Raw genomic sequence first — 25,952 nt, forward strand, 5'->3', positions numbered from 1 at the left:
CGACGCGGCCGATCTGGCGCCGCCGACCCCGCTGGCGCCGATCGCCGCAGACCAGGTCGGTCAGCCGTGTCCGCCGCCGCCCGGGGTCTCGAGCAGCACTTCGCCGCCGGCGGGCAGCTCCACAGCAGCCTGGGCACCGAGCGATGTCCAGGCGCCCGCCGCGCCGCCGCGCGCCCGCGCGCGCCCCGGACACCCGGCGCCGCCGCCGGCTGCCCCGGGAGGACCCTCGCGCTGGCGATCGGCGAGCCAGCCCACCCGCACCGGCTCGAGGAAGCGCAGATGCTTGGCCAGCCCGTCGCCGCCGGCGCGGCGCCCCGCTCCACCCGAACCGCGCCTCAGCCCGAGGGCCAGGATCCGCGCCGGCACGTGGCGCTCGAGGCTCTCGATCGGCGTGTTGCGGGTGTTGGTCATGTGGCACTGCACCGCGTGGGCGCCGGCGCGGCTGGCCGAGGCCCCGGCGCCACCGGCGTGGGTCTCGTACCAGGTGCTGCCGCCGCCCTCCGCACCGGATGCCGCGCCGAAGGTCAGGTTGCTCATGGTCCCCGCGCTGGCGGCCGGGATGCGATCCGGAGCCGCCGGGGCGAGGGCCGCCAGGATCAGGTCGACCAGACGCTGACTGGTCTCCACGTTGCCGGCCGCGACCGGCGCCGGCGGGCGCGGGTCGACCAGGCTGCCCGGGCGCGTGATCAACTCGACCGGCGCCATGACCCCGTCGCTGGCCGGCGTCCCACTCGGCAAGAGGCAACGCAGCACGTAGAAGATCGCCGACTCGACCACCGCGCGGGGCGTGTTGTACGGAGCGGCGACCTGATCGTCGGTGCCGCTGAAGTCGAAGCGCGCCCGCCCGCCGCCGAGCTCGACGACCAGGTGCAAGTGCGCGTCGCGGCCCAGGCGGTCGGCCAGCTCCAACCGATCGTGGGCCTCGTAGCGCCCCGGCGGCAACTCGGAGAGCAGGGCCTTGCAGAGCGCGTGGGTCCAGTCGAGCTGATCCGCGGCGCGAGCCTCCAACTCGGCAGCACCGTGCTCCTGGCACAGCTCCTCGATGCGCCGCGCCCCGAGCCTGTTGGCCGACCATTGGGCCAAGAGGTCGCCCTCGCGCTCGCGGGTGCCGCGCATGTTGGCCAGCACCAGATCCAGGATCTCGCGCTGTACCTGCCCGCCGCGCACCAGGTGCACAGGAGGGATCCGCAGGCCCTCGGCGTAGAGCTCGGTCGCGGGCCCCATCGAACCGGGGTAGGGACCGCCGACATCCGCGTGGTGCGCGCGGTTGGCAACGTGGAAGGAGGGACGCTCGCGCCCGGGCAGCCACACCGGCGTGACCAGGGTGAGGTCAGGAAGGTGCGTGCCGCCGCGGTAGGGATCGTTGAGCAACACCGCATCGCCCGGCGCCAGGGGCCCGGCGGCGAGCGCCGCTTGGACGCTGCGCGGCGAAGACCCCAGGTGCACCGGAAGGTGCGCGGCCTGGCCGATCATGCGGCCCTCGCAGTCGAACAGAGCGCAGGAATAGTCCCGGCGCTCGACGATGTTGGGCGAGAAGGCCGAGCGCTGCAGAGTCGCGCCCATCTCCCCCGCCACGGCGGCGAAGAGGTGCTTGAAGACCCCGGTCCGCAGGGGATCGATCTGCCTGCCGGGCGACCCCGCTCGAGGGCGCGGCATCAGCGATCTTCGTTGGGATAGTCGAGGATCTCCCAGGGCACGTAGTCGAGGTACTCCCAACGCTGCAGCGGGATGATCTCGACACCCTCGTCGGTGGTTCGGCGCCAGACAGTGCAGGCGATCGTGCGCGAGAGGTTGGTGGGCAGGCGCTCGACCTCCTCGATCTCCTCGCGGGTCATCGTGCCCTGCATGGTGTTCTTGCCCGAGGTGTCCTTGCGCGCCGTGAGGAAGATCGTGAACACGTCGCTCGAAACGCCCAGGTGGCGCACGAGGTCGTCGCGCACCAGCGGCTCGACCAGATCCCAGTCGCGAATCTCGCTGAGCTGGTCTACCGAGGAGAAGAACTTGCGCAGCACGAGTTCCTCGCCGAACTCGTCGAGCATCGGCTCGTCGTCGTCGGAGTCCATCGCCTCCTCGTCCTCCTCGTTGCGGTAGGCGATAACGTCGTCCCAGAAGCGCTGGTCCAGGTCGTCCTCGTCCATCAGAGCCTTGAGCACCACCGGCGGCGCGGTGTTGATGTTCACAGCGCCGGCAACCCCACTTCCCGCGTCTTGACCACCGGCGCCAAAGGCGCCCGCCTGGGACGCGTCGCCGGATTCGGCCACCGGTCCACCGAAGCTGAGAGTCCCGTCGGAAGAAGCGGTCGTCGCGCCCTGGGATCCACCGCCACCTCCGCCGCCGCCGCCACCGCCGCCGCCGCCACCCTGCCCATCGGGATTGCCCTGGGTCGTGCCCGCGCCTGCGCCAGGGCCCTCGGCCTGCTCCTCCTGCATCTCCTCGAGCGTCTGCAACGAGGTCCAGGTCGTCAGGTAGGACGAGAGGGAATGGACGATCACGTCGTCCTCCGTGCGGAAGTCGCGGAACAGGGGCGCCTCGAGGTTGGCCTCGATGCGACCGATCTCCTCGTACTGGACGATCTCGCGCAGGCTCAACATCGGCTTGCTCCGGTCGTCGCCGTCGGGATCGTCCGTCACCAGCCGCGCACGGTCGGCCTCGGTCTCCTGCAGCAGGTGGTCGCGAATCAACTCGGCGATGGTCTCAGCGTCGGTGGAGTCCACGTCGACGTCGGTGCCCTCGCGGAACAGGTCGATGATGCGAACCACGCGCCAGAAGGCCTTCTCGGCCTCCTCCTCGTCGTCGGTCAGCATCGCGAGGACGTTGTACTTGCTGTTCTCGTCCTGGATCAGGATTCGAACGTTGACGCCGTTGGCGCGCCCGACCGTGTCGGCCCGGCCTGGGCTGGCCCACTCGTCGCGGCGCGAGTCCACCGGCCCGCCGGCCTGGTCACCGACCGCTCCGCCACCGCCGCCGAGGCCACCCAGCGCACCACCCAACCCGCCGCTAGCCGAGGCCCCGCCGATGTCGCCGGCCCCCACCGCGCCGTTCCCACCCCCGGATGCGCTGTCCGCGGCGTCGTTCTTGAGCACCTCGAACTGGTCCAGAAGGACCGACTCCATGGCCAGGTCCATGGCCGTGTGGGCCACGTCGTTGCGCGCCACACGCGCGTCGGTCCCAGTGGCGATGTTGATCTGGAACACCACCGCCACGAGCACCAGGAGGACGAGCACCGAGAGCATCAGCGCGGCCCCTCGGCGGGGATGGGCGAGGTCTCGGGCGGAGTTGTGGAGCAGGATCATGGTTGTCGCTTGCGGGGCCTCGGCCGAGGGAACCTCGGACGACAGGCGCCGGCGGATCTTCCGGGCAGTCTACCCACGGTCGGTCCGCTTTCCGGTGGCGCGGGGGGGCGGGCGCGCGGCCCGCCGTCCGGGCCTCTGGTACGGCGCTGCCCCGTCGGCGGTAGGCAGATCTGGAGTTCGGCCCCGAGTTGCGGCAGCCATTGGACCCCGCCAATGGCAGTCGGGACCGGCGAGCGGCCGACCTGGGACCAGGTGCCGGCGCCCCCCCTCCATTCGCGACCCACTCGAAGGCCTGATCTGAGGCCGAGACACCGGCAGCCGGACGAGCGCGAGCGCACCGGCCTGACCGCGGCGGCGACCTGCGACCCAGGCTCCTGCCGCGCAGGCGGGGCTAACCGCGCAGCGGAACGGTCCGCGACCCGTCCCAGACCGGCTGGTTGAAGTCGGCGCCCTCGAGGATCCGCGGTTGGATCAGGAACAGCACCTCGGTGCGCTCCTTGCGGATGCGGGTCGACTTGAACAGCCAGCCGATGAGCGGGATGTCGCCCAGGATCGGAACCTTGCTCTCCGATTCCTGTTCGCGCTCCGAGATCAGGCCGCCGATGGCGATCGCCTGGCCGGGTTGGAGGTAGACGACCGTGCGCGCCTGGCGCTGGGCGATCAGGGGCGAGCGGAACTCGTTGCCCTGGGAGTCGGTCAGGGAGACCGAGGTGCCGATCTGGGCCGACGCCTCGACGAACAGGTTCAGCGCCAGGGTCTTCGAGCCCATCACGCGCGGCGCCACGTAGAGCTTGACGCCGACCTCCTCGAACTTGACCTGGGCCGTGAAGTTCTGACTGGTGCTCGAGATGTTGCCGAACAGGAAGGTCGGGATCTGGCGCGTGTTCAGGATCTCCGCCACGCCCCCTTCGCGCACGGCGATGCGTGGGTTGGTCCGGATGTCGACGTTCTCCCACTCCTGGATGGCCTCGAGCAGGGCGTTGATCGCCACCCCGTCCTGGATCGCGCCGATGCTCAGGACCGCCTCCACGCCGTCCACCGTGTTCGGTACCGAGTAGGAGAAGCTGTCGACGAAGGTCCCGTCGGGGAAGTCGAAGACGACCGAGCCGTCCGGACCGTTGACGCCGTAGTCCAGTTCGTCGAAGTAGGTGAACTCGACGATGCTGGCGGTGATCTCCACCTGCGGTACCGACGCGGCGAAGAGCTCGACGAACTCCTGCACCTGCAGCAGCACGTCGCGGCCGGCGGTGACCACGACCCAATCAGCCAGGTCGATCCGCGAGGGCTGCTGGGGCGACTGCTGGATGTCGGTGGCGAAGTTCTGGTAGAGCTCGAAGTCCCACTTCTCCAGCAGCACCACGTCCGCCACCTCCGGCGGGAGGACCTGCTCACGGGCCGGGGGGACGTCTGACTTGGCGCTGTCGAGGATCGTCCACTCGAAGGCGAAGGCCTGCGCCAGGCCCATCATCTGCATCAAGGCGCGGCCCTTGCCGGGCGCCACCTGGAAGGGCTTCGTGATGCGCCCGTCGTCGTGGACGTAGATGCGCTCGCCGAATTCGAGGTAGGGGTTGGGGACGACATTCGCGGTGGGCGACTCTCCGCGGCGCGCGGCCAGGCCCGGCTGGGGCAGGGTGTCGCTGAGGGCGGCACCGGGGCGCACGGCTTCGTACTCGTCTTCGGTCGCGAGGTCGCTCTCGATCGCGGCTGCCAGGGCTTCGATCTCCGCGTCCAATTGCTCTGCGTCGAGGCCACCCTCGAACTCGTAGGCAGCCATCTCGGCGGGATCGGGATCGATCAGACCGCCGGACGGTGCCGAGGCCTCGCTGCCCTTGGCCGAGCTGCCGGTCGGAATGCCCAAGGAGGGCAGGGTGCTGCCCGCCAACAGAGCCGGATCGATCGGCTCGCGCGCATCGAGCGTCGGCGCGCCCTCTTCGACTTCGCGGACATCGGCGACCACCGGAGCGATGGCGCCCGCCTGGATCAGCGAGCGCAGCTCGTCGACGGAGCCCGTGTGTCCCCCACCCGAGGTCCCGCTCCCCTCCCCGTTCCGGTCGCCGGTGCCGGGTCCGACGCACCCCCAGGCAATCGCGACCCCGACCCACAGCAGACCCTGCGAGAGCGGCCGCAATCCGGTCCGCAGATTCGAATGGTGCCGCGGCAATCGGCGCGGCCGCGTCACAGGTTTCGACGCACCTCGGCGGAGACGTCGGTCACGTCTCGGCCGTCGGTGTGCGAGATGTTCTTCCAGACGCTGCAGTACCCGCCCTCGCCCATCACCGTCTTGGCCGCGTCGGTCACCCGACGGGTGGCCCGGTTCACCAACTGCTGACCGCGGGGCGAGCTCGGATCGATGCCATCGCGCTTGAGGGTCTTCATCTCGGTCGTCGCCGCCATGACGTCGTCGAAGTCGATCTTGGCCGGGTTCGAGAGCTGGTTGGCACTCTTCAGGCCGCAGATGTGGTCGGCCTCGCGGATCTCCCAGCCGGGGACGAGGGCGAGACCGAGGTCCGTGGCGCCCGTGATCGCAGGCGCAAGGGCAGTGGTGTCGTAGGCCGAGCCCCAGCTGTCGGAGCCAGAGCTGTCGGGCGCTGCGATCGAGATCGAGTCCTGGGTCGCCGCATTGGTGAGCGGGGCGATCAGGACGAGTGCGATCAGGGTGGTGAGGGCCGGCTTCATGGCGTGCCTCGGACGGGGTGGCTCGTGGGCGGCTGGTGGAGTCCTGAGTGGGGCTCGACGAAGGGCGACCGGATCGGGTCCTTATCGGTCCCCGACGCCCTGGACTGAATCCTCCCCAGGTCTGTGCCGGCCGATGGCGATCGGCCGGCAGCCCGGGTCGGATCCGCCGACGGACCCAACCGGATCGGCTGCGCGAACGATGTCCCGCACCCCGGACCGGACGGGCGCCCCCAGCGCACCGCACAGCGTCGAGCCGACCGGCGGACCGGCAGCCCCGCTCAGAATCTTGCCGCGTTTACAGAGTTCTATCGACCCCCGAGGGGGACTTTTCGCCTGGGGGCCGATGTGAGGTCGTCGATGGGAATCGATCCCGGTCCGTCGACTCCTGGGCTTCATGAGGGAGAACGGGTCCCGAGCCTGCGCCGCACGCGCAGGGCCGAACGCTCCTACCTGCGCGGTGTTGGTCCCTCCCCACCCGGTCCGGATCTGGCTCGCCCGCCCCGGGACGATCGAGGTGCCATGGCAACCACCGCGCCGGCCGCGGGGCACGGCGCCTCGCCATGCCGACCCGAGGCCCCTGCGCTCGGTCGCCCCTCGGGCTCGCGCAGGCTGGCTGGCCGCGCGCCTGGCCGCCAACGGCCACCGGTCCTCGCAGCCAGTTCGCGCGACCCATCGACCGGCCTGGTCCTGCGAGCCGAGCCCCGAACGAAGCCGGCGCCCGGACCCCCATTGGGAGTCCGGGCGCCGGCTGGCCTCGAGCCCGGTCCGGAGCCTGGTCGGCCCCGAACGGGGTCTCAGTCGACGCTGGTCTCGAGCGCCTGCTTGTGGGAGAGCTTGACCTTGCCGCGATCGTCGACGTTGATGATCACGACCTCGAGCTCGTCGCCGACGTTGACCACGTCGGTGACCTTCTCCACGTAGCCCTCCGCCAGCTCCGAGATGTGGCACATGCCCTCGACGCCGGGAAGGATCTCGATGAAGGCGCCGAAGTCCTTCACGCTGCGGACCGTGCCCGAGTAGCGCGAGCCGATCTTGGGCGTCTCGCACATGGCTTGGACGTGCTTGTAGCAGGTCGCCAGCTTCTCGCGGTCGACACCGGCGATGGTCACGTGGCCGTCCTCGGAGACCGCGACGCGCACGCCGTAGTCGGCCTCGAGGCCCTTGATGGTGCGACCACCCGGGCCGATCAGGAAGCCGATGCGCTCCTGGGGAATGTTCAGCGACTCCATGCGCGGCGCGTGCTTCGACACGTCGTCACTCGGGGCCGGAACCGCAGCCAGCATCTTCTTGAGGATGTGGATGCGACCCTCGCGCGCCTGCTGGAGCGCGGAGGTCAGAAGCTCGCGGCTAACGCCGTCGACCTTGATGTCCATCTGCAGGGCGGTGATGCCCAGGCCGCTGCCCGCAACCTTGAAGTCCATGTCGCCGGTGTGATCCTCGGAGCCAAGGATATCGGACAGGATCGCGGTCTTGCCGCCCTCCTGCACCAGGCCCATGGCGATACCCGCGACGGGCTGGGTCAGCGGAACGCCGCCGACCATCATCGAGAGGCAACCGCCGCACACGCTGGCCATCGACGACGAGCCGTTGGACTCGGTGATGTCGGAGACGATCCGGATCGTGTAGGGGAAGGCTTCCTTGCTCGGCAGCACGGCCTGCAGGGCGCGCTCGGCGAGCATACCGTGGCCGATCTCGCGACGACCCGGGCCCATCAGGCGGCGGCACTCGCCGACGCTGTAGGCGGGGAAGTTGTAGTGCAGGTAGAAGGACTTGCGGTACTCCTCCTCGATGCCGTCGATGATCGCCTCGTCGTCGCGCGTGCCGAGCGTGGTGCTGACCAGCGCTTGGGTCTCGCCACGGGTGAACAGCACGGAGCCGTGCTGGCGCGGAACGAAGTTCGGGACGATGGTGATCTCGCGGATCTCGTCGTGGGCACGACCGTCGACGCGCTTGCCGTCGAGGATGCACTCACGCTCGACGGAGCCCTTGAGGCTGTAGAAGGCTTCCTTGACGGCCTTGGTGCGCGCCTTGAGCTCAGCCGAATCCTCGATACCGGCGGTCAGGTCGGCCACCGCGACGTTGCGCACGGCTCCGACGGCCGCGTCGCGCTCGTGCTTGCCCTGGGTGTAGATGACTTCCTTGACGCGGGCGCGGTAGGCGCCGATCGCCGCCTCGAGCTCGGCGTCGCCCTGGGGCGCGGTGAACTCCATCTTGGGCTTGCCCGCCTTCTCGCGCAGCTCGTCGACCGCACCGCAGATCTTGCGGATGGTGTCGTGGGCCAGCTCGAGGGCGTCGATCATCTCGGCCTCCGGCAGCTCCTTGGCCGAGGCCTCGACCATCGCGACGGCCTTGTCATGGCCGGCCACGACCAGGTCCAGGCGCGACGATCCGCGCTGGTCCGCGACCGCGGGGAAGGCGACGAGCTCGCCGTCGACGTGGCCGATACGCACGGCGCCCATGGCGCAGGCGAAGGGGATCTGGCTGATGTGGACCGCGGCGAAGCCGCCGATCATGGCCAGAACGTCGGACGCGTGCTCGCCGTCGAAGCTGAGCACGTGGGTCATGACCTGGACTTCCTGGCGGAAGCCGTCCGGGAACAGCGGGCGGATCGAGCGATCGATCATCCGCATGGTCAGGATTTCCTTCGTGGTCGGACGGCCCTCACGCTTGAAGAAGCCACCGGGGATCTTGCCGGCCGACTCGGTCTTCTCGCGGTAGTCGACCGTCAGGGGGAAGAAGTCGAGGTCGTCTCGGCCCTTGTCGGTGCAAACGGCGGCGAAGACCTTGGTCTCGCCCATCGTCACGATGACGGAACCGTGGGCCTGGCGGGCCACTTGGCCGGTCTCGATCGTGAGTGTCTTGTCGCCGAGTTGGCACTCGACTTTGGTCGGAGTCATGGACATGTGTTGCGTCTCTTCCTCTGTCGTCGTCTCTGTTGTCTTAGCTAGTAACGTCGTTCGTCTCCGGGCGCGCCGGGCGGCGGGCCAGGTCACTCGCGCGCTGGGCGGGGCCGTGGGCCCTGGCGCGGCGCGAGTCGGTTGTGTCCGTGGCGGCGCCGTATCTCCTGGCGCCTCGAATCTGAGTGGCCGCCCTTGCGCCCCCTGATCGCAGCCGAATCGGCTCGGTCCAGCGGATGCGTCGGTCGGCAGCGTCGGTCGGTGGCCCAGCCGCGTCGATTGTCGGCGGGGTCGGCGGGGTCGGTGGGGTCGGTGGGGTCGGCGGGGTCGGCGGGGTCGGTGGATCAGCGTGACCGTCGCTCAGCGACCGGTCCGCATCCGAGCGCCGCGGTCGCGAGGTCGAATCGAAATCGGCCTCGCTCGGCCCTGCCGCATGCGACGGCGTCCGCCGGCGACCGCCGACTGGAAGCGAGTCGGGCCGCCCGGCGATTGCCGGTCGGCCCGAACTGGTTCCTAGCGGCGCAGGCCCAGTCGCTGGATCAGGGCCTGGTAGGCCGCGGGGTTGCGCTTGCGGAGGTAGCGCAGCAGCTTGCTGCGCTGACCCACCATCATCAGCAGACCTCGACGGCTGGTGAAGTCCTTGCGGTGCACCTTCAGGTGCTCCGTGAGGTTCTTGATGTGCTCGGTGAGCAGCGCGACCTGAACCTCGGGCGACCCGTTGTCGCCTTCCTTGGTCGCGAATTCCTTGATGATCTCGGTCTTGCGTTCGCCTGCGATAGCCATGGCATGCCTCGTCGCCCGCCGGGGGGCTGAGTGTCGATTGCGAGGGAAGCGCACGGGGCCGCCCGGCTCGTTTCGAGCCGACCCGACGCGCGGTGCGCACAGGCCCGTTCCCAAGGGTGTCCCTTGCCGTCGGGAGCCCCCCAGGGAGGGGTGGAAGTCCGCCGGGCAGCCGTCCAGGACGGTCGCCGATCGGCGGATGAGCGCAAGAGGATACAGACCCGCCCGACGAGCGCCTACCCCCACGCAGCCTGAGCCCTTGTCCAGGACATCCAGGAGCGAACCACCAGTGAGTCCGGTCTGGGCAGCCGCGTCCTCGGCAGCGATCTGCGTCGGTCAAAGGGACCCTCGGACCCGGCCCAGCCATGCGGGGCCTCGGAATCGGGTCCCAACCGGCGGGTCTCAGGTCTGCCCCGCTGCCTCGGCACCAGCGGAACGAGTCCAGCCGGGCGGGGCCCGTCGGCTCAGCCCTGCGACGCGGCGCGAACCGGGTCGCGCTGGGGCATCAAGCCCAGGACCTCGCGGCCCAGGTTGCGGATTGCCAGCTCCTCGAGCTCGCCCGTGGTCGACTGGCGCAGACGGCTCTTGTCGACGCTCAGCTCGCGGGCCAGGCGGCGACCCCAGAGTTGCGTCGCAGGCGTGGTCCGTGGGTCGATCAGTCGAGCCTCGAGCTCGGCGAAGACGGAGCCGCTGCGCTCGATGGACGAGGCATCCCAGCTCAGCACCCGAACCTCCAGCACGGCCTCGGCGCCCATGGCACCGGTCGGGAACCCGCCGGTGCTCGCGGAGGCCTCGGCCAACTGGGCGTCGCCCCAGACCAGGGCGATCGGGGTGTACAGGCGTGCGACGAGCCCGCGGTAGAGCTCATCGCGCAGGGCGCCGACCGGGGCTCCGCGACCGGAGCTCGCGTCCACGACCGGCTGGATCCAGACGTCCGCCGGCTGGCTCGCGATGGCCGCGGGAACGCCGTCCATCCCCGCGGGAGGGGGCAGGGGGTCCGTGTAGGGCTGCGGGCGGGGCATCTCACCGCCGACCGAGGCGCAGCCGGCCAAGAGCACCGAGGCGCAGCCGGCCAGGAGCAGAGCCGCGCAGCCGCTGACCAGGCTCGCGAGACCCCCGCTGCGGAGGACCCTATGGATCAGGCCCCGGCGGCCAAGGTGGCCGTGGAGAGTCCCGGTTGTGTCGGACGCAATGGATCGTGATGACATGGAGTCTCGGCCCGAACGCGTCGGGTGGGCGCGCGAGGTTATCCGGCAGGAGCGCGGGTGACGAGCCCCCTACCCCAGGGTCCCGCCCCCGGCTACTCCGAAGCAGCCCTCAGGGGCCCGGCGCGACGAGTCCCACGACCCGAGGTGCCGACCTGGTGCTGAGGATCGCCTGGAGCGGCACCTCCGACCACAGGAAGCGTCCGCGGGCGAAGGCGTCATCCTGCGCCGGTGGTGCCCCCGAGATCGGGGTAGCCGACTCCCATGCGGAATAGCCCACCTCGATCGAAATGGACCCCAGGGCCAGCCCAGTCCCGGTCCCTGCCAAGCCAGGGGCGGTCGTGTCGAGCACCAAGACATCGAGCTCGGTCGGGTTGTCTCCGGCGGAGTCGCTGTCGTCGTAGCGGTAGATCGTGTGGTGCCGACCGTTGACGTCAGTCAGTCGAACCCGCTGCGGACCGTCGGCGTAGTACACACTCTTGTACGCGAACGAAAGGGAGTCGCGAAAGCGCACGACGAACTCGCCGAGGGGCACGTCGCTGCCGGCCGTGGGCAGGAACACCTCGGGCACGATCGGCGGAACGATTACGTTCATGAAGCCGCTCGGGTTCGGCAACTGGGAGAGGCGCGAGCGCGCGACCGCGCGGTTGCCGGAGGAGTCCTCCATGGTCACCGAGAGGTGCGACGACTCGAGCAGGTCGCCGAACTGGGCGGTGTAGGGCACGAGCTCGCCGGCGTAGACGCCCTCGATGCGGTAGGTCGGCGTCCCGACGCTGATGTCGAAAGAAGCCCCGGGGCCGATCGGAAGGGCGCGATCGAGGCCGGGGAGCCGCGTCTCGACGAAGACCCCCACCGCTCCCGAGAAGACCGAGTTCTCGACCAAGTCGTCGTAGTCGAGGGCGGTGGGGAAAGTGATGATCTCGGCCGTCGAGAGGGTCAGGGTGCCCAGCGACGTGGGCAGCTCGAAGGGCTGGATGCCCGTCTCGGTGGTCGACAGGAGCTTCTCGATCTCGCCCGAGGACACGCCGACGCCGCCGGGTTGCGCCGCGGGCACGGGAACCTGCAGTTGGAAGCCCTTGAGGAACTCGGAGGCACTGAACGACGCGGAGGAGAGGCCGAAGCTGCCCACGAACAGGGCTTGAGCGCCCAGGTGCCTGGGCCGGATCGCCTCGGGGCCGAAGGCGCAGTTGGGGTTCAGGCCGGTGAACGGATCGGCGGTGCAGGGCTGGGCACCGTAGGTCGGCAGGTTGCCGTCCGGTCGCCGCGAGTCGGCAATGCGTAGGTCGGCGTTGGGCAGGAAGCTCTGCGCGCTCTGGCTCACGGCGGTGACGGCTCCCGTCACCAGGGCCGGGGCCGTCCCACTCGGCTCGAGCAGGATCCCGAGCCAGTCGGTCGTAACGCCATGGAAGGACGTCAAGTGGTAGCCCGCCGCCTCGACGGTGACCACCGTTTCCTGACCCGTCGTCTTGGTCGTGACCGTCGTGTGGCCTGTCGAGTCGGTCAGCGAGGACTCCAGATCCGAGGCCGGCGTCGCGGCATCGACGTACCCACCAGCGACGACCAGGGCACCCGGAACGGGCAGCAGCGTGTCGGCGTCGATGACCTCCACGTGGATCGGGTCGCCCTGGACCACCGGCGCGCCCGCGACGGCGCCGAATTGGCGATAGAGGCCGGAGATCAGGTTCGGATTGGCGTTCAGCGCCCGGTCGTAGACCCGGAACGAGTACTGCACCGAGGGCACGCCGTAGCCGCCCTTGCCATCCGCCACGGGGTCCACGATGCCGATCTTGACCGGCGCCGCGATGAACAAGCCACCCGAGGTGCTGCCCACCACCGGCGCGAATTCCGCGCCGGTCAGGTCCATGTTCGAGATCACGTCCTCGGGGTTCGGATAGCCGCTCACGGTGACGTTCACCGCGCGCACCTCTTCGCTCGCCGAGCCGGTCAGGACCAGGTCGATCAGCGATGAGCTGAACAGGTCGCCGCCACCTCCGGGCAGGGTCAAGTCCGTAAAGGTCGGCCGCACGGTGTCCAGGAAGGCAGATTGCACTCCGGGCGTGTCCGGGTCGACGTCGAGGATTCGCAAGGGACTGACCACCGAGCCGCGGGTCACGCGGAAGGCCAGGTCCACGTCGCCGTCCAAGAAAGACGCCTGCAACGGCGAAGTGCTCTCGATCAGCGGCGTCTGCCCCAGGCCGATCGTGAACGGATTCGAGACAGTCGCGATGTCGATGTCGCTCTGGGTCGCGACGGTGACCGGCTCGTCGCCGAGCCCAGTGCCGAACGCGAAGACCGACACCCGGTCGCCGGGCGCCGCCCCGTCGAGGAGCAGTGACAACTCGAGAGCCCTCGCATCACCGGCGGTCAGGTTCGCGATCCCGATGGCATCCGAGGGCGCTGATGCGATCGAAGCCGACAGGGGCGCCCCGAACGTCGCGGTGCGGAAATTGACGACTGTCTCGGGCAGTACCTCGTCGTCGATGCTCTGGACCTCGCCACTGGGCGAGAGCAGCAGCGAGATCTGCGAGCCATTCAGATAGCTGAGCGGGAGTCCGGTCGCTGCGTCGGAGCGGCGGTAGGTCCAGGCCCGCGTGTCGGTGATCGGAAGGCCGCCGAGGGGCGAGATATTCACCGCGTTCGGGGTCGGATCGGGTACCGGCGGCGATCCGCCGACCTCCACCTGCCAACCGGTGCTGAGGAAGCTGGTGGGCTTCATGCGCCGATCGAAGACGGCCACGATGTCCGTGGTCGCGCTGGCATTCTGCTCGCCGGCCGGCGGCCAGGTGGTCAACAGGCGCGGAACCGCGGGCTCCGTCTCGGCCACCGTGAAGCTACCCACCACCGACTCGAGCGCGGCTTGCAGCGGCTGCCCGGTGAGGTCGCGCGCCTCGTTGCTGTCCTGGAACACGACCTGGATGTCGCTGTTCGCCGGCAGGCTGACCGCCGGGAACAGGACCAGCAGTCGCCCCGCGCCGATCAAGACGGATGTCGTCGCCAGGGGCAGGCCACCGATCGCATTGGCGTCGATCAAGCGGAAGGCGCCCTGGACGCTGGACGGGTTCATCGACTCGCTGAAGCGCACCACCACCGGCGTGTCCGGGTGGATGCCCCCGCCGGTGGGGAAGATCGCCTCGACCACAGGAACGTTGTCGGAGACCCACAGCCCGTCCTCGGGCGTGGTCGCGGCGCCGACCCCCAGTTGTCCGGTGGTGCCAGTGCCGCCCTGACAAGTGCCCGAGCCGAAGACGCAGGCCGGGTCGTCGCAACCCGCCAAGAGGCCCAGGCCCAGCCCGACGGCCACGACCGGCGCCCAGAAGGACGGGCGGAGCCCCTGGCGAAGGACGGAGAGGCCCCCGCGCACACGGCCCATGCCTGAAAGACGCTGAAGGAGGCTCGCGGGTTGGCTGGACCGTTCCCGGGAGGATCCCGCACGGGGCCGGGGAAGGGGGGTCGAACGCATGGGTGGATCGGCGTGGCGGAGTCGGAACGCGCGAAATGGGGCCGGGTCAGGCGGATCTGCGCCGGGCCCGTGGAGCGCGCGGGCCCTGAAGTCTAGAGGAACGACAGGGAGCTGCTGATCTTCCAGACCCTTACCCGTTCCGAACGGCCCGGCCTTTGCTGGTCCTCTCGCCTCCGCGGCGCCCCGCCGGCGCCTCCCCGCCGCGGCCGGTCGCTAAGCTGCTCGGCCGCCCGCGACGAACGCGGCGCCCCGGCTGCGCCCGTGCCCCATCGACCGGACCCCCACCGACCGCCTACCCCATGCGACGACTGCGCCACGCGCTCGGACCCATCGCGCTGATCGCGACCTGGGCCCTGCCCCTCCACGCTCAACCGCAAGCTGACCACGGTGCCGACGGTGGTGATCCGCCGACCGGTCGCCCGATCGTGCTGCATGCCGACGGCAGCTGGACCCTGCTGACGGAGCGCGAGGCCGCCGACCAGGAGGCCCGCCTGACGGACTCCGCGATCGACGCCCTGCGCGATGGTCGCGTGGCCGATGCACGCGACCTGCTCGGGGAGATCCTGGTCGAGCGCCAGCGGCGGCAGGCCGAGGAGCTGCTGGCAGCCGGTGAGCCGGCCGACGCCTTGAACGCCATCGACCGGGCCCTCGACATCGAACCGAACGACGAGTCCGTCCTGGAGCTGCGAGCGCGCGGGCTGCTGGCCCTGGGCGAGCGGATGATCTCCGACGGCGCCGGTGGCGTCTTCGTAGACGGCGCGTTCAACGACGCCCTGAAGGCCTTCCGCGGCCTCGGTCGCACGGCGACCGGGCGCCTGGGCGCCGCGCGCGCCGCCTACATGCTGAACCGCAGCGACGATGCCCTGCGCTACGCCCGCGAAGCAACGGCCCTGCTCGACGGGGCTGAGGCGGACGGCGCCGGAGCGGATCGGGCCACCGCGGCGCGGCCGAGCTTCTTGCACCCCCAGCGGGTCGTCGCCGACGCGGTCTACCTGGCCTACGCGGACGCGGCGCGCCTGGCGATGACTGGCGATCCGGCGGCGCGCGCTGCGGAGGACGAACTGTTCCCCGAGGCCGAGAACGCCCTCGACGATCTGATCGCCACCGTGCCCCAGGAGGCCGACACCTGGCAGTTGGCCGCGAATCTGTACCTGTTCCGCTCGTCCGCCCGCGAGGACGTGCAGGCGCGCTTGGACGCACGCGACCTCTTGGAAACCGGGCTCGAGTACGTGCCGGAGGATCGCGACCTCTTGGCCCGTGCGGCCGAGGTGGCTCGGACCGACAGCCCCGCGGAGTCGGTCGCGCTGCTCGAGCGCTACCAGGCGAGCAACCCCGGCTCGATGCTCGCCCACAGATTCCTGGGGATCGAGCGCTTCGAGCTGGCCATGGCCGAGTTCCCGGGTCCCGACGCCGACCCTGCACTCTGTGCACTCGCCGTCGAGCGCTTCGAGGCCGCGGAGACCGAGTTCCGGACGGTCCGTGAGGCCGGCGCCAGCGGAGCGATGGACCCCGGGGAGGCCATTTCCTGGGAGATCATCTGCCGCAACGCCAGGGGTTGGGTGCGCTTCAACGAGGGCGACCTCGAGGGCGCCCGGGCCGCGTTCCTCTCCACCGAGGAGCTGAACCCGCGCGGCCTGGAGTGGGACTACGCCGCGCGCGGTCTCTACTCCGGCATCCGCGGCCTGGAATTCGTCGTAGCCGCCCACGTGGAGTCGGAGGAGCTGGTCCAGGCCGCCGAGGTCGCGGACATCCTGCACGCGCGTCTGCCCGACGACGCGGACATGGCCAACAACGCGGGGTTCCTCAATCGCGACGCTGCGACTGCACTGGCCAACATGGGTGAACGTTACTGCCGCGCGGCCAAGGGCGAGATCGACGACCCCGACATGGTGGCGCGCATCGTCGCGACCCTGGAGTCGACCGAAGGGCTGACGCCGGAGCAGATCGACGACCTGCTGGTTGCCAAGTCCCGCGAGTACGCGGCCCGCGCGCGCGCGACGATGGTCCGCAGCAGCGAGGCCTACCGGGACGCCGCGCGGCTGTCCCCGGACGACGTTCGCATCATCAACGACACGGCGCTGGTCTTCGTCTACTACCTGCACTCGGACCTCGAGTTCGCCGAGGGGCTGCTGATGCGCGCGGTCGCCCTGGGCGAGGAACAACTCGCCGCGGGCGGTCTCGACGAGCAGCAGCTGTACGAGCTGAAGAACGCCTGGGGCGACGCCCACGAGAACCTGGGTGTGCTCTGGCTCGAACACCGCCAGGACCTCGACCAGGCGGAGGCCTGGTTCCGCGGGGCAGCCGAGATCGGGCCCGACCCGCGCCCGATCGTCGACGAGTACTGGCTCGCGACCATCAGCGCCCGTCGCGCGGGCGCCCCGGCCGAGCCGTCGCCGGTCCTGGCCTGGGTCCGCGACTGCGAGTGAGTCCCGCCGCCCTACGACGAACAACCTCAGCCCCAATCACCCCATGTTGATCGAAGCCCTGCTCGCCGCCCTGGCCAACCCCGTCGCGCCGAACGCACCCGCGTGCGCGCCCTTCCTCGTCGCATCGACCGTGACCCAGTCCGCGGCCGAGTTGGTGGCCAGCGGCCGCGCGCACCTCGAGGCCGGACGCTTCGCGGAGGCCCGCGCGGACCTGGAGCGCGCCGTCGCCCTGGACGAGTCCTTCGCGACGTCCATGTGGCTGCTGCGACTGGACGTGGCCGAGGGCCGCCCCGAGGAAGTTCTGGGCCAGCTCTCGCGCCTGCGCCGCGACGGGCAGCGCGGTCCCGACATGGACTACAGCGTCGGCATCGCCCTGGCCGCCCAGTGCGAGGCGGACATCGCCGCCGGCGGCGGCGGTCAGACGGGGCTGATGCTCCAGGACGCCGAGGGCAAATTGAATGCGGCGCTCGAGACCGACCCCGAGCGCTACGGCGATGCGTGGCTGGTCCTCGCACGGGTGACGCGCAACCTCGGCGACTCGGCCGGCTCCCTGACGGCCGCGAGCAGGGCCGCCGAGCGCGATCCGAGCTCGATCGAGGCCCAGGAGCTGATCGGTCGGGCGGCGCTGGGGATGTTCGCCGCGCGGGCGAGTGAGGACCCTCGCCCCGATGAGGTCAGCGCCTACTTCGACCAGGCCCGGACCGCCCTGGTGCACGGTCTCGAGCTCGCGGGCGAGCCCGGCGACTTCGCCGGCCAGCAGCGGGTGGCCGGCCTGTGGAACGTGCTCGGCGACCTGCACGCCTGGGGCGGCGACCTGGAGGCGGCCCGCGCTGCCTATGGCGAGGCCCTCGGCTGGGACCCGAACGCGGTCAACATCGGGCAGATCCGCGGCACCCTCGGCGAACATTTCATCAGCGCCCTCGAGTTCGGCGAGGAGCGCTTCACGGCGCGCTTCGGCGAGCGCGACAGCCGCGATGCGACGCTGCTCTGGTGGCTCGGCTGGGCGCTCTACGCCACCGGTGACCGCGCGCGCCTCGACGACGCCGAGGCGGCCTTCGAGGCCTGCGTCGCCAAGTGGCCGGCCTACATCAACTCCTGGTACTGGCTCGGGCGCATCCGCTACGACCAGCAGGACTACGGCGGATCGATCGCGGCCCTGCGCGAGAACTGGATCGCCGGTCGTGCCGACCTGGTGGCCTCGGTCTCCGCCGACGGGCTCGACCCCGATCGCATCGAGTACATGGTCGGTTGGTGCGCCCAGCGCGACGCCTTCGACGACGCGGCCTTCCTGAGCGAGGTGCTGTGCGAGGTCCGCCCCCAGGAGCCGCGCTTCTGGAACAACCTCGGTCTGTTCCTGCGCGATAGCACCGCCCAGTTGGCCCTGACCCTGGAGGACGACGACGAGCTCGGCTGGAGCGAGGTTCAGGCCGGCTACGAGCGCTCCTTCGAGGCCTACGACCGCGCCCTGCAGATGGTCCCGGACAGTCCGGCCTTCCTCAACGACGCGGCGGTGCTGCTGCACTACTACCTCGAGCGCGACTACGACAAGGCACTCGAGATGTACGCCCGCGCCAAGGACTTGGCCGAGCAACAACTGGAGTCGGGCAAGCTGAGCGCGGACGAGCGGCCGATCATCGAGATCGCCCTGCGCGATGCGAAGAACAACAGCCGACTCCTGCGCGAGAAGATCGAGAAGGAGCGCAAGGCCGCGGAGGAAGCCGACGCCGCGGGCGCCGGCTCCGACCAGGGCTGATCCCCAGCGCCAGGCACAGGCAAGACCATGTTCGAACGCGAAGAACGCGAGGGTGTGGTCGTCCTGCGCCTGGCCCACGGTCGCGGCAATGCCCTCGACCTGGAGTTCCTGCGGGGCATCACGCGCGAGATGTGCGAGCTCGCCCACGCGCCCGCGATGGTCCTGACCGGACGCGAGGGAATCTTCTCGGCCGGCGTGGACCTGGTTCGACTGCGGGACGGCGGCGCCGACTACGTGCGCGAGTTCCTGCCGGCCTTGGATGAGGCCTTCGACGCCTTGTTCGAATTCGAGGGACCCGTCGTGGCGGCCATCAACGGCCACGCGATCGCCGGGGGCTGCGTGCTGGCCTGCGCCTGCGACGTCCGCGTGATGGGTGAAGGCTCCGGCCGCATCGGCGTGCCCGAACTGCGCGTCGGCGTGCCCTTCCCGCCTGCCGCCCTCGAGCTGATCCGGCGGGTGGCACCCGGGCATGTCGAGGAGATCGTGCTGCGCGGCGAGACCTACACGGCGCAAGAGGGCCTCGAGCGCGGCCTGGTCGACGAGGTCGTGCCTTCGGAGGAGGTCCTCGATCGAGCCGTGGCCGTAGCGGCCGAGCTGGCGCGCGTACCCCGCAGCGCCTTCGCCATCTCCAAGCGCGCCCTGCGCGCGCCGACCTCGGAGCGCATCGCGCGCTACCGGGCGCAGACCGGCGCCGAGCAGCTGCGAGCCTGGTCCTCGCCCGAGGTGCTGGGGGCCGTGGACGCCTACGTGCGCGCGGTCCTGCGGAAGTGAGACCCGAGCCGGTTACCTGATCGAACTGCGCGGGCCCGGGCACTACAGTCCCGCCGTGGATCTCCCCTACCGCCTCCATGACGGGTCCTCCACCGACCCCGTCCTGACTGTCGACGGCGCCACCGGCGCGCCCGGGCTCGAGTTGTCCCATTGGCCGGGCAACCGCACGCCCGTACACCTGCGGCACCGGCTCTCGACGGGTATCGCCCTGCGCTTCGCGATGCTGCCCGAGGCGGAGCGCCGGGCCCTGGCCGAGGGCTGCACGGCGGTGGTCAACAACCACTACGACACCGACGGCCTGTGCGCGGCCTGGACGGTGCTGAACCCCGAGCGGGCGCGCTCCCTGGCCTCACGGCTGATCGCGGTGGCCGCCGCCGGGGACTTCCAGCGGGTGCCGGACGAGCACGCCTTCTGCGTCGACGTGCTGGTCCAGGCGATCACGGATCCCGAGCGGTCGCCCCTGAAGTCGAGCCTGCGCCGCTTGGAGAGCCGAGAGCGACACCAGCTCGCCAGCGACTACGTGCTCGAGCACCTCGAGTCGTGGCTCGGCTCGGAGCTCGACGAGCGGCCCCTCGCCAAGCACGCCGACCTCTGGGGTCCCGCGCTCGAGCGGCTGCGCGCGGACCTCGAGTTGCTCGACGACCCGCGCACCCTGCGGCGCGAGTTGGACGACATCGACCTGGTGCTGTTCGAACTGCCCCGCGGCACCGGCGTGGACGCCATGCCCGGACGCCACGCCCTGTTCGAGCGCGGCGGGCGCGATCGGGTGCTGGTCAGTGCGCGCCAGGCCGATGGCCGCGACCTGTTGCGGCTGATCGTGGGCACGCGCTCCTTCTTCGACCTCGATCCGGCCGAGGCCCCGCCCAAGCGCTTCAACCTCGAGCGGGTCGCCGCACGCCTGCGCGAGCTCGAGAGTGCTACTTCGGACTCCGCCTGGCAGGACGACGGCAACCGGCACGCCTCACCCGAGCTGTGGTTCGGGACCGACGAGCACGAGGACTACGAGGAGCACAACCTCGCCCTGCATCCGTCGCGACTGGACGCGACAACCGTGCTCGCCGCGATCGATCACGCAGCGGACTGAGCCGGGACCGCGGCCTCGAGCAAGGTCCGAGGATTGCGTCGGAACCGTGGCTTGCGACGGTTCCGCAGCGCGAGAAGAGGCCAGTGGCCCGAACGGCCGCCGCTGCGTTCAGCGCGCCGCGCTGGCCGCGTTGACGGGCCCCGAGTCGAAGGCCGGCGACTCGCTGCGGCGGACGCGCGGCAGGGAGCGCAGCTCGAGCTGGGACTCGTCGCCTTCGACCTTGCGACGGCCGCAGAGAGACAGCACGTTCTCGATCGTGCGCACGCGCTCCTGCATCGAGAGGGACTCCACCGCGATGTACGGCACGGCGAACATCTCGAGCAGCAGCTTGACCATGCCGTCGATGCGAATGACCTCTTCCCAGGCCAAGCCGGCGCGCACGCCGTCGTCGGCCAAGAGTTCGCGGTGCGGGCGCAGGAAGAACACGATTCCCTCGCGCACCGACTCCATGTAGTGGTGCAGTCGCTTGTCGGTCGCGATCGACGCGAGGATCGTCGAGTGGTGCGCCGCGTAGGCCAGGTTGCAAAAGGCCCGGTCGGAGACGAAGGAGCCCTGCTGGTCGGCCTCGGCCGAGAGCTGGCGCTCGAAGACCTCGCGCTGGTAACGGTCGACCAGGTCCAGGTTCGAGCGCAGGGAGTCGAGCTGGGCCTCCATCTCGGCCAGCACCCCGCGCGCCACCTCGGAGATCATCGGCAGGCCGTAGTGGTCGCGGATCCAACGGGCGAGGGTGGTCTTGCCGGTCGAGTGGGCGCCGACGAGGTAGATCCGCAGGGGGCCTTGCATGGGAGCGTCTGTCAGGGGCGGGGGGATCCGGAGCCGGCCGATCTGGGCGGCCCCGCGCGAGGGGCCGGTACCCTACCCCTGGCGGTCAAAACTGACCAGGCCACAAGATCTAGTGGGTTTCAGGAACGGGCGCGGTGGCCGGAAGTCACCGGCAAGTTCATTTCAACGTCCCTCGGGGGTCGGCCTCGGCAGGCTAGACTCGCGGCTTCTTGCAACTCTGGACGCCCTCCATGCGAAATCCTGTGCTCTCGAGCCTGCTCCTGCTCGCCGCCTGCGCGGCCCCCGACATCGAGGGCCGCGAGCCCGAGCCGGCGGCCGCCGCCACCGATTCGGAGCGGGGCTCCGGGCCCTGGGCCAAGTCCTTCTCCCCGCCCCTGGCCCTGGACACCGAGCGCCTGCACTTGGAGCCCCTGTCACCGGAGCACGTGGAGCTCGACTTCGCCGCCCTGATGGGCAGCCGCGAGCACCTGCAGCGCACCCTGGGCTGGGGCGATTGGCCCCGCGAGGACTTCACCGTGGCCGAGAACCGCGTTGACCTGGAGCGCCACTGGGCGGAGTTCGAAGCGCGCGAGGGCTACGCCTACACGGTGCTGTCCCCCGATCGCTCGAAGTGCTTGGGCTGCATCTACCTTGTCGCTTTGCCGGTCCCCGCCGACGACGTGGCCGCACTGGCCTACTGGGTGATCGAGCCCGAGCTCGCCACCGACCTCGACCGCCACCTGCTCGAGTCGCTCACGGCTTGGTTCGAGCGGGATTGGCCCTTGCGGCGCGTGTGCCTGATCGAGTCCGCCGCCAACCCGCGCGGCCGAGCGCTCGCCCGCGAGCTGGGCTTCGGCCCCGACGACGGCGAGTTCGGCGCCATGACCGACGCCGGCGGCGGCGACCACCTGTTGGTCTGGACCCGGGGCCGCTAGTGGGGTGAGTCAAAGCTTCGACTCATTTGTTTGCCTGGAACGAATGGCGCTCGCTGTGTCGCAGTAGCGGCGGAGGCTGGCGAGGATCTGGTCTGCGGTCTTGGTCCAGACGTACGGCTTCGGCTCGTCGTTGTGGGCATCGATGAACGCCCTCACGTCCTTCTCGAGCGCAGCCGTACTTCGATGGACGCCGCGCTCAGTCACTCGCCGGGAGACGATCGAGAACCAGCTCTCGACGAGGTTGAGCCAGGACGACGTCGTCGGCGTGAAGTGCACGTGAAATCGGGGTCGGCGTAGCAGCCACCGCTTCACGGCTGGCGTCTTGTGCGTGGCGTAGTTGTCCATCACGAGGTGGACGTCCAGCTCCTCGGGCACGGACTGCTCGATCTCGCCCAGGAACTTCAGGAACTCCTTCGACCTGTGTCGACGGAAGCACTTGCCGATGACTCGCCCCGTGGCGATGTCGAGCGCTGCGAACAGCGACGTCGTCCCGTGGCGCACGTAGGTATTCGAGCGTCGCTCCGGGTGCGTCGGCGTCATCGGCAGCAGGGGCTGAGTGCGATCCAGTGCCTGCATCTGGGACTTCTCGTCGACGCAGAGCACGAGCGCATTGTCCGGAGGGCTCATGTACAGGCCCACGATGTCCCGGACCTTCTCGACGAACTGAGGGTCGCGGGACAAGGAGAAGGACTCGCTGCGGTCTGGACGAAGGCTGAAGGCCTTCCAGATCCGCGCCACAGCGCTCTGAGACAATCCGAGCTCGTTCGCGACTTGGCGGGAGCTCCAGTGGGTCCCGGTTTTCGGCTTACGGTGGAGCGTCATGTCCACGACGCGGGCGACATCGTCATCTGAGACGCTCCTCGGCCGTCCAATCCGAGGCTCGTCGTACAGCGCGTCCAGACGCTCCTTCACGAATCGGCGACGCCAGCGACCAACGGTCTGAAAGTGCAGCCCCAACTCGTCGGCGACATCGGTATTGTCCAGCCCCTTCGCACAGCGAAGGATGGCGCGCGCCCGCACCGCCACTGCCGCAGGCGTCGAGCGACGCCGAACCAGCCGATTCAACTCCGCGCGCTCCTGCTCGGACAACACGAGCTTCGCCTTCGGCCGTCCCATCTTGGTCGTCATGATGCAACCATCGGCGCGGCCGAGCCCGACTTGCCCGAAACTTGCAACTTATTAGTCGAATCTTTGACTCGCCCCACTAGTGTCCTGGATCAGAAATTCGGCGTCACTTCCCGGAGGTCCGATCGATGCTGGCTAGGCGCGCCGACGACGCGTATCCGCTGCGATACTCGGAGGAGGCGCTGGCGACGCCAGCGGCGATCGGAGCCCGGGAAGTGACGCCGAATTTCTGATCCAGGACACTAGCGAACCGCGTCAGGCGGCGGCGGCCCGCGCGCGGTGGCGCGAGCGGATCCAGAGCCCGAACAGGGACGCGGCCAAGAGCACCACGCCGGTCGCCAGGAACAACCCGCGGATCGTGAGCCAGCCGGCCAGGATCCCCCCCAGTCCGGCCGAGAGGGCCATGGCGAAGGTGCGCGCGCTGAAGACGGCGCCGAAGGACGCGCCGCGGCGATGCTCGGGCGATTCGGCGGCGGCCAGGGCGAAGGCGCAGGGACCCATGGCGGCCGCGCCCAGGCTCAAGAGCACGCGCAGGGACAACAGGCCCCAGTAGCCCGTCGCCGCGGCGGTGATCGTGAGGGCCACGGCGCTGGCCGCGGCGGCGATGACCAGCGCGCGCAGGTGACCGATGCGATCCCCGATGCGCCCCCAGGCTGGCATCGCGACCAGGTTCGCCACCGCCATGGCGGTGAAGACCCAACCGGTCAGCTTCTGCGGCGAGAGCTCGGGATCGCCGCCGATGAGCTCGCGCACGAACAACTCGAGCTGCGGATTGGTCGCCCCGATCCCCAACTGGGTCATGAACAGGAGCACCAGCCCGGCGCGGGTGCGCGGGTTGCGCCACAGGGCCAAGAGATCGCCGGCCAGGCCCTGGAGCAGGGCCGCGAGCCCGCCGGGCTTGGCGTCGACGGCCTGCGCCCGCTCGGCCGCGGTGCGCTGCTCACGGGCGAAGAGCGCAACCAACATCGCCCCTAGGCCGGTCAGCGCCGAAACCACCAGAAACAGCGAGCGCAGGCCCAGCCAGTCGACCATCAGCCCGCCCAAGAGTGGCCCCAGGATGGCTCCGGCAGCCATGGCCATCTGCAGCTCCCCGGCCACCCGGCCCTGCTTGCCGCGCGGCACCCCCACGCTCACCAGGGTGATCGACGGCGGTAGGAAGCCCGAGAAGATGCCCTGGCCCAGCCGCAGGATCAGGAGCTGCAGCGGCGTCTGCGCCAGGGACATCAGCCCCACGAACAGGCACAGGGCCAACATCGAGCGCAGCACCATGAGCTTGCGCCCGAAGCGATCGCCGAAGGCGCCCCAGAAGGGCCCCATGATCCCCGCCATCAGCGGCGCAGCGCCGAAGCACAGCCCGCTCCACAGGCTGATCTCGCCCAGGCTGTCCGCCCCCAACTCTTCCACCACGCTGGGGAAGAAGGGCAGGAAGCTCATCATCCCCAGCGCCGCAGTCAGGTTGGCGAACCAAACTGACCAGTAGGTGCGACGCCAGGGAGACATGGGGCGCAGAGGCTAACCGAGCAGGCGAGGCGCGGTAGGCGTTCGTACGGTGCCAGGCACGAAACCGCCGCCTGAGTGCCCTCGACGAGCCGCTCAGACCCAGTCCAACGAGATCGGGTAGCGGTACTCGCGTCCCTCGTTGCCGCGCATGGCGCCGCGGACCGCGCAGACCATCTCGAAGCTCCAGGCGCACAGCAGGACTGGGACCAGCACGAACACGCTGCGTCCTCCAGTAGCGTGTAGCGAGAAGATCAGCACGAACACCCAGGCAGCGAAGAAGACCATCGCGGAGATCTGGAAGTTGAGCGAGCGGCGGGCGTGCTCGGCGACGAAGGGCGAATCGTCGCGCTTGTTCAGCCAGATCACCAGCGGCCCGATCACGTTGCCGAAGGGGACCAGGAACCCGGCGAAGGCCGACAGGTGGGCCAGGCATCCGAGGGTGCGCTCGTCCGTGGTCGGGTCCTCGGTGCGGGTCGGCGGCGGAGTATCCATGGCTTCAGACCCAGGCCAGTGACAGGGGGTAGCGGTACTCGCGCCCTTCGTACCCGCGCACGGCGGCGATCACCGTGAAGACCAGTCCGAGCATGGTCACCACGATCAGGACCGGAGCAACCACGAACACGGCGAGCCCCAGGGTCGCGACCACCACGGCCAGGGAGACGAACCCGAGGACCATCATCGTGATTTGGAAGTTGAGGGCCTGGCGGGCGTGCTCGGCCACGAAGGGCGACTCGTCGCGCTGCACCAGCCAGATCACCAGGGGTGCGATCACGTTCCCGAAAGGCACGATGCCGCCCGCGAAGGTCGACAGGTGGGCGAGGCAACTGAGGGTGCGCTGCTCGGAGGTCAGGGGCGCCGTGTCGGCGTTCGAGTGGTTGGAGCTCGTGCTCATGGTGCCGTCCGCGGTTGGGCCGATCGCGATGGGTCCGTCGAGTCGCAACGGCGCCACTACGCGACGATGCCCTGGTCATTCAGGATCGAGCGCGACCCGGCGCCCGCTCAGCGGCGACCTCAACCCCCGCCGGTCTTCCAGACCCGCACCCGGCCACCCCGCACCTCGACGTGGAAGCGCCCCTCGCCCGCGAGCAGTCGCGGGAGGTCCGCCAGGGACCCGGTCGCCGTGGGCGGCGGGTCGTCCCCAGCGCCCTCGTAGACGATGCGAATGCCTCTGGAGCGAGCCGCATCCAGGCCCGAGGGCGTCGCGATCGCGTCCGCGCCCAGCCGCAGCTCGCTCCCGGCGGGCATGCGGGCGACGTCGCCCTCGGTGTAGACGCGCTTGGGCACA

19 protein-coding genes are annotated in these 25,952 nt (G+C 70.2%); 5 read left to right on the plus strand and 14 right to left on the minus strand.

All coding sequences use genetic code 11. The features are described from left to right. Positions 1 to 60: 60 nt before the first annotated feature. The 8 genes from Pla133_RS19940 to Pla133_RS19975 form a co-directional block, all read right to left on the minus strand. A complete protein-coding gene (locus Pla133_RS19940) occupies positions 61 to 1,656 on the minus strand; it encodes a hydantoinase B/oxoprolinase family protein (protein WP_145068505.1) in 1,596 nt (531 codons plus the stop codon). Continuing rightward, positions 1,656 to 3,293: a hypothetical protein gene (locus tag Pla133_RS19945; protein ID WP_145068507.1), complete on the minus strand. Its 1,638-nt coding sequence runs from the start codon at positions 3,291 to 3,293 to the stop codon at positions 1,656 to 1,658. Before Pla133_RS19945 ends, Pla133_RS19940 begins: the two co-directional genes overlap by 1 nt. A 391-nt stretch (positions 3,294 to 3,684) precedes the next feature. Further along, complete coding sequence (locus tag Pla133_RS19950) at positions 3,685 to 5,421, minus strand: type II secretion system protein GspD (RefSeq protein WP_145068509.1); 1,737 nt, start codon at positions 5,419 to 5,421, stop codon at positions 3,685 to 3,687. 47 nt (positions 5,422 to 5,468) lie between these two features. Then, on the minus strand, positions 5,469 to 5,969 hold the full coding sequence (locus tag Pla133_RS19955; protein ID WP_145068512.1) for a hypothetical protein: 501 nt from the start codon (positions 5,967 to 5,969) through the stop codon (positions 5,469 to 5,471). A gap of 794 nt (positions 5,970 to 6,763) precedes the next feature. Next, on the minus strand, positions 6,764 to 8,866 hold the full coding sequence (gene pnp, locus Pla133_RS19960; protein ID WP_145068514.1) for a polyribonucleotide nucleotidyltransferase: 2,103 nt from the start codon (positions 8,864 to 8,866) through the stop codon (positions 6,764 to 6,766). A gap of 513 nt (positions 8,867 to 9,379) precedes the next feature. After that, on the minus strand, positions 9,380 to 9,649 hold the full coding sequence (gene rpsO, locus Pla133_RS19965) for a 30S ribosomal protein S15 (protein ID WP_145068516.1): 270 nt from the start codon (positions 9,647 to 9,649) through the stop codon (positions 9,380 to 9,382). A 461-nt stretch (positions 9,650 to 10,110) separates the two neighbouring features. After that, on the minus strand, positions 10,111 to 10,854 hold the full coding sequence (locus Pla133_RS19970; protein ID WP_145068518.1) for a hypothetical protein: 744 nt from the start codon (positions 10,852 to 10,854) through the stop codon (positions 10,111 to 10,113). 109 nt (positions 10,855 to 10,963) lie between these two features. After that, on the minus strand, positions 10,964 to 14,221 hold the full coding sequence (locus tag Pla133_RS19975; protein WP_419195407.1) for an Ig-like domain-containing domain: 3,258 nt from the start codon (positions 14,219 to 14,221) through the stop codon (positions 10,964 to 10,966). 389 nt (positions 14,222 to 14,610) lie between these two features. On the opposite strand from Pla133_RS19975, the gene Pla133_RS19980 reads away from it, so the two are divergent. The 4 genes from Pla133_RS19980 to Pla133_RS19995 are packed head-to-tail and all read left to right on the plus strand — an operon-like array spanning position 14,611 to position 20,345. Beyond that, complete coding sequence (locus tag Pla133_RS19980) at positions 14,611 to 16,737, plus strand: tetratricopeptide repeat protein (RefSeq protein ID WP_145068522.1); 2,127 nt, start codon at positions 14,611 to 14,613, stop codon at positions 16,735 to 16,737. Between the two features lie 43 nt (positions 16,738 to 16,780). After that, complete coding sequence (locus tag Pla133_RS19985; RefSeq protein ID WP_145068524.1) at positions 16,781 to 18,490, plus strand: tetratricopeptide repeat protein; 1,710 nt, start codon at positions 16,781 to 16,783, stop codon at positions 18,488 to 18,490. Positions 18,491 to 18,517: 27 nt separating this feature from the next. Next, positions 18,518 to 19,261, plus strand: a complete 744-nt coding sequence (locus Pla133_RS19990; protein ID WP_145068526.1) for an enoyl-CoA hydratase/isomerase family protein — start codon at positions 18,518 to 18,520, stop codon at positions 19,259 to 19,261. Positions 19,262 to 19,316: 55 nt separating this feature from the next. Next, positions 19,317 to 20,345 (plus strand): DUF6687 family protein, encoded by a 1,029-nt coding sequence (locus Pla133_RS19995; RefSeq protein ID WP_145068528.1) that lies wholly within the window; start codon positions 19,317 to 19,319, stop codon positions 20,343 to 20,345. Between the two features lie 108 nt (positions 20,346 to 20,453). Here the strand turns inward: Pla133_RS19995 and Pla133_RS20000 are convergent, their stop codons facing one another. Beyond that, a complete protein-coding gene (locus Pla133_RS20000) occupies positions 20,454 to 21,128 on the minus strand; it encodes an ATP/GTP-binding protein (RefSeq protein WP_145068530.1) in 675 nt (224 codons plus the stop codon). Between the two features lie 230 nt (positions 21,129 to 21,358). Here Pla133_RS20000 and Pla133_RS20005 point away from each other — a divergent pair, with 230 nt between their 5' ends. Then, positions 21,359 to 22,042 carry a GNAT family N-acetyltransferase gene (locus tag Pla133_RS20005; RefSeq protein ID WP_145068532.1) on the plus strand — a complete coding sequence of 228 codons (684 nt, stop codon included), beginning with the start codon at positions 21,359 to 21,361 and terminating at the stop codon, positions 22,040 to 22,042. A 9-nt stretch (positions 22,043 to 22,051) separates the two neighbouring features. On the opposite strand, the gene Pla133_RS20010 is transcribed toward Pla133_RS20005, so the two are convergent. The 5 genes from Pla133_RS20010 to Pla133_RS20030 all read right to left on the minus strand — a co-directional run bounded on the left by Pla133_RS20010 (position 22,052) and on the right by Pla133_RS20030 (position 25,951). Continuing rightward, a complete protein-coding gene (locus Pla133_RS20010) occupies positions 22,052 to 23,158 on the minus strand; it encodes an IS630 family transposase (protein WP_145071000.1) in 1,107 nt (368 codons plus the stop codon). Between the two features lie 264 nt (positions 23,159 to 23,422). Then, entirely contained in the window at positions 23,423 to 24,667 is a 1,245-nt protein-coding gene (locus Pla133_RS20015; protein ID WP_145068534.1) for an MFS transporter, read from the minus strand. A 93-nt stretch (positions 24,668 to 24,760) separates the two neighbouring features. Then, positions 24,761 to 25,159, minus strand: a complete 399-nt coding sequence (locus Pla133_RS20020) for a DUF4870 domain-containing protein (RefSeq protein WP_145068536.1) — start codon at positions 25,157 to 25,159, stop codon at positions 24,761 to 24,763. Between the two features lie 4 nt (positions 25,160 to 25,163). Beyond that, positions 25,164 to 25,559 carry a DUF4870 domain-containing protein gene (locus tag Pla133_RS20025; RefSeq protein ID WP_145068538.1) on the minus strand — a complete coding sequence of 132 codons (396 nt, stop codon included), beginning with the start codon at positions 25,557 to 25,559 and terminating at the stop codon, positions 25,164 to 25,166. Positions 25,560 to 25,678: 119 nt separating this feature from the next. Continuing rightward, positions 25,679 to 25,951 carry a hypothetical protein gene (locus Pla133_RS20030; protein ID WP_145068540.1) on the minus strand — a complete coding sequence of 91 codons (273 nt, stop codon included), beginning with the start codon at positions 25,949 to 25,951 and terminating at the stop codon, positions 25,679 to 25,681. Position 25,952: the final 1 nt, after the last annotated feature.

Source organism: Engelhardtia mirabilis, from assembly GCF_007748095.1.
GTDB lineage: Bacteria > Planctomycetota > UBA1135 > UBA1135.

What these genes read in the sequence shown, in the direction of transcription:
- Pla133_RS19945 (WP_145068507.1), bottom strand. Translation starts at nt 3,293, where the DNA reads ATGATCCTGCTCCACAACTCCGCCCGAGACCTCGCCCATCCCCGCCGA.
- Pla133_RS20000 (WP_145068530.1), bottom strand. Translation starts at nt 21,128, where the DNA reads ATGCAAGGCCCCCTGCGGATCTACCTCGTCGGCGCCCACTCGACCGGC.
- Pla133_RS20025 (WP_145068538.1), bottom strand. Translation starts at nt 25,559, where the DNA reads ATGAGCACGAGCTCCAACCACTCGAACGCCGACACGGCGCCCCTGACC.
- Pla133_RS19940 (WP_145068505.1), bottom strand. Translation starts at nt 1,656, where the DNA reads ATGCCGCGCCCTCGAGCGGGGTCGCCCGGCAGGCAGATCGATCCCCTG.
- Pla133_RS20020 (WP_145068536.1), bottom strand. Translation starts at nt 25,159, where the DNA reads ATGGATACTCCGCCGCCGACCCGCACCGAGGACCCGACCACGGACGAG.
- Pla133_RS20015 (WP_145068534.1), bottom strand. Translation starts at nt 24,667, where the DNA reads ATGTCTCCCTGGCGTCGCACCTACTGGTCAGTTTGGTTCGCCAACCTG.
- Pla133_RS19990 (WP_145068526.1), top strand. Translation starts at nt 18,518, where the DNA reads ATGTTCGAACGCGAAGAACGCGAGGGTGTGGTCGTCCTGCGCCTGGCC.
- Pla133_RS20005 (WP_145068532.1), top strand. Translation starts at nt 21,359, where the DNA reads ATGCGAAATCCTGTGCTCTCGAGCCTGCTCCTGCTCGCCGCCTGCGCG.
- Pla133_RS20010 (WP_145071000.1), bottom strand. Translation starts at nt 23,158, where the DNA reads ATGGGACGGCCGAAGGCGAAGCTCGTGTTGTCCGAGCAGGAGCGCGCG.
- Pla133_RS19970 (WP_145068518.1), bottom strand. Translation starts at nt 10,854, where the DNA reads ATGTCATCACGATCCATTGCGTCCGACACAACCGGGACTCTCCACGGC.
- rpsO (WP_145068516.1), bottom strand. Translation starts at nt 9,649, where the DNA reads ATGGCTATCGCAGGCGAACGCAAGACCGAGATCATCAAGGAATTCGCG.
- pnp (WP_145068514.1), bottom strand. Translation starts at nt 8,866, where the DNA reads ATGACTCCGACCAAAGTCGAGTGCCAACTCGGCGACAAGACACTCACG.
- Pla133_RS19975 (WP_419195407.1), bottom strand. Translation starts at nt 14,221, where the DNA reads ATGGGCCGTGTGCGCGGGGGCCTCTCCGTCCTTCGCCAGGGGCTCCGC.
- Pla133_RS19985 (WP_145068524.1), top strand. Translation starts at nt 16,781, where the DNA reads ATGTTGATCGAAGCCCTGCTCGCCGCCCTGGCCAACCCCGTCGCGCCG.
- Pla133_RS19980 (WP_145068522.1), top strand. Translation starts at nt 14,611, where the DNA reads ATGCGACGACTGCGCCACGCGCTCGGACCCATCGCGCTGATCGCGACC.
- Pla133_RS19955 (WP_145068512.1), bottom strand. Translation starts at nt 5,969, where the DNA reads ATGAAGCCGGCCCTCACCACCCTGATCGCACTCGTCCTGATCGCCCCG.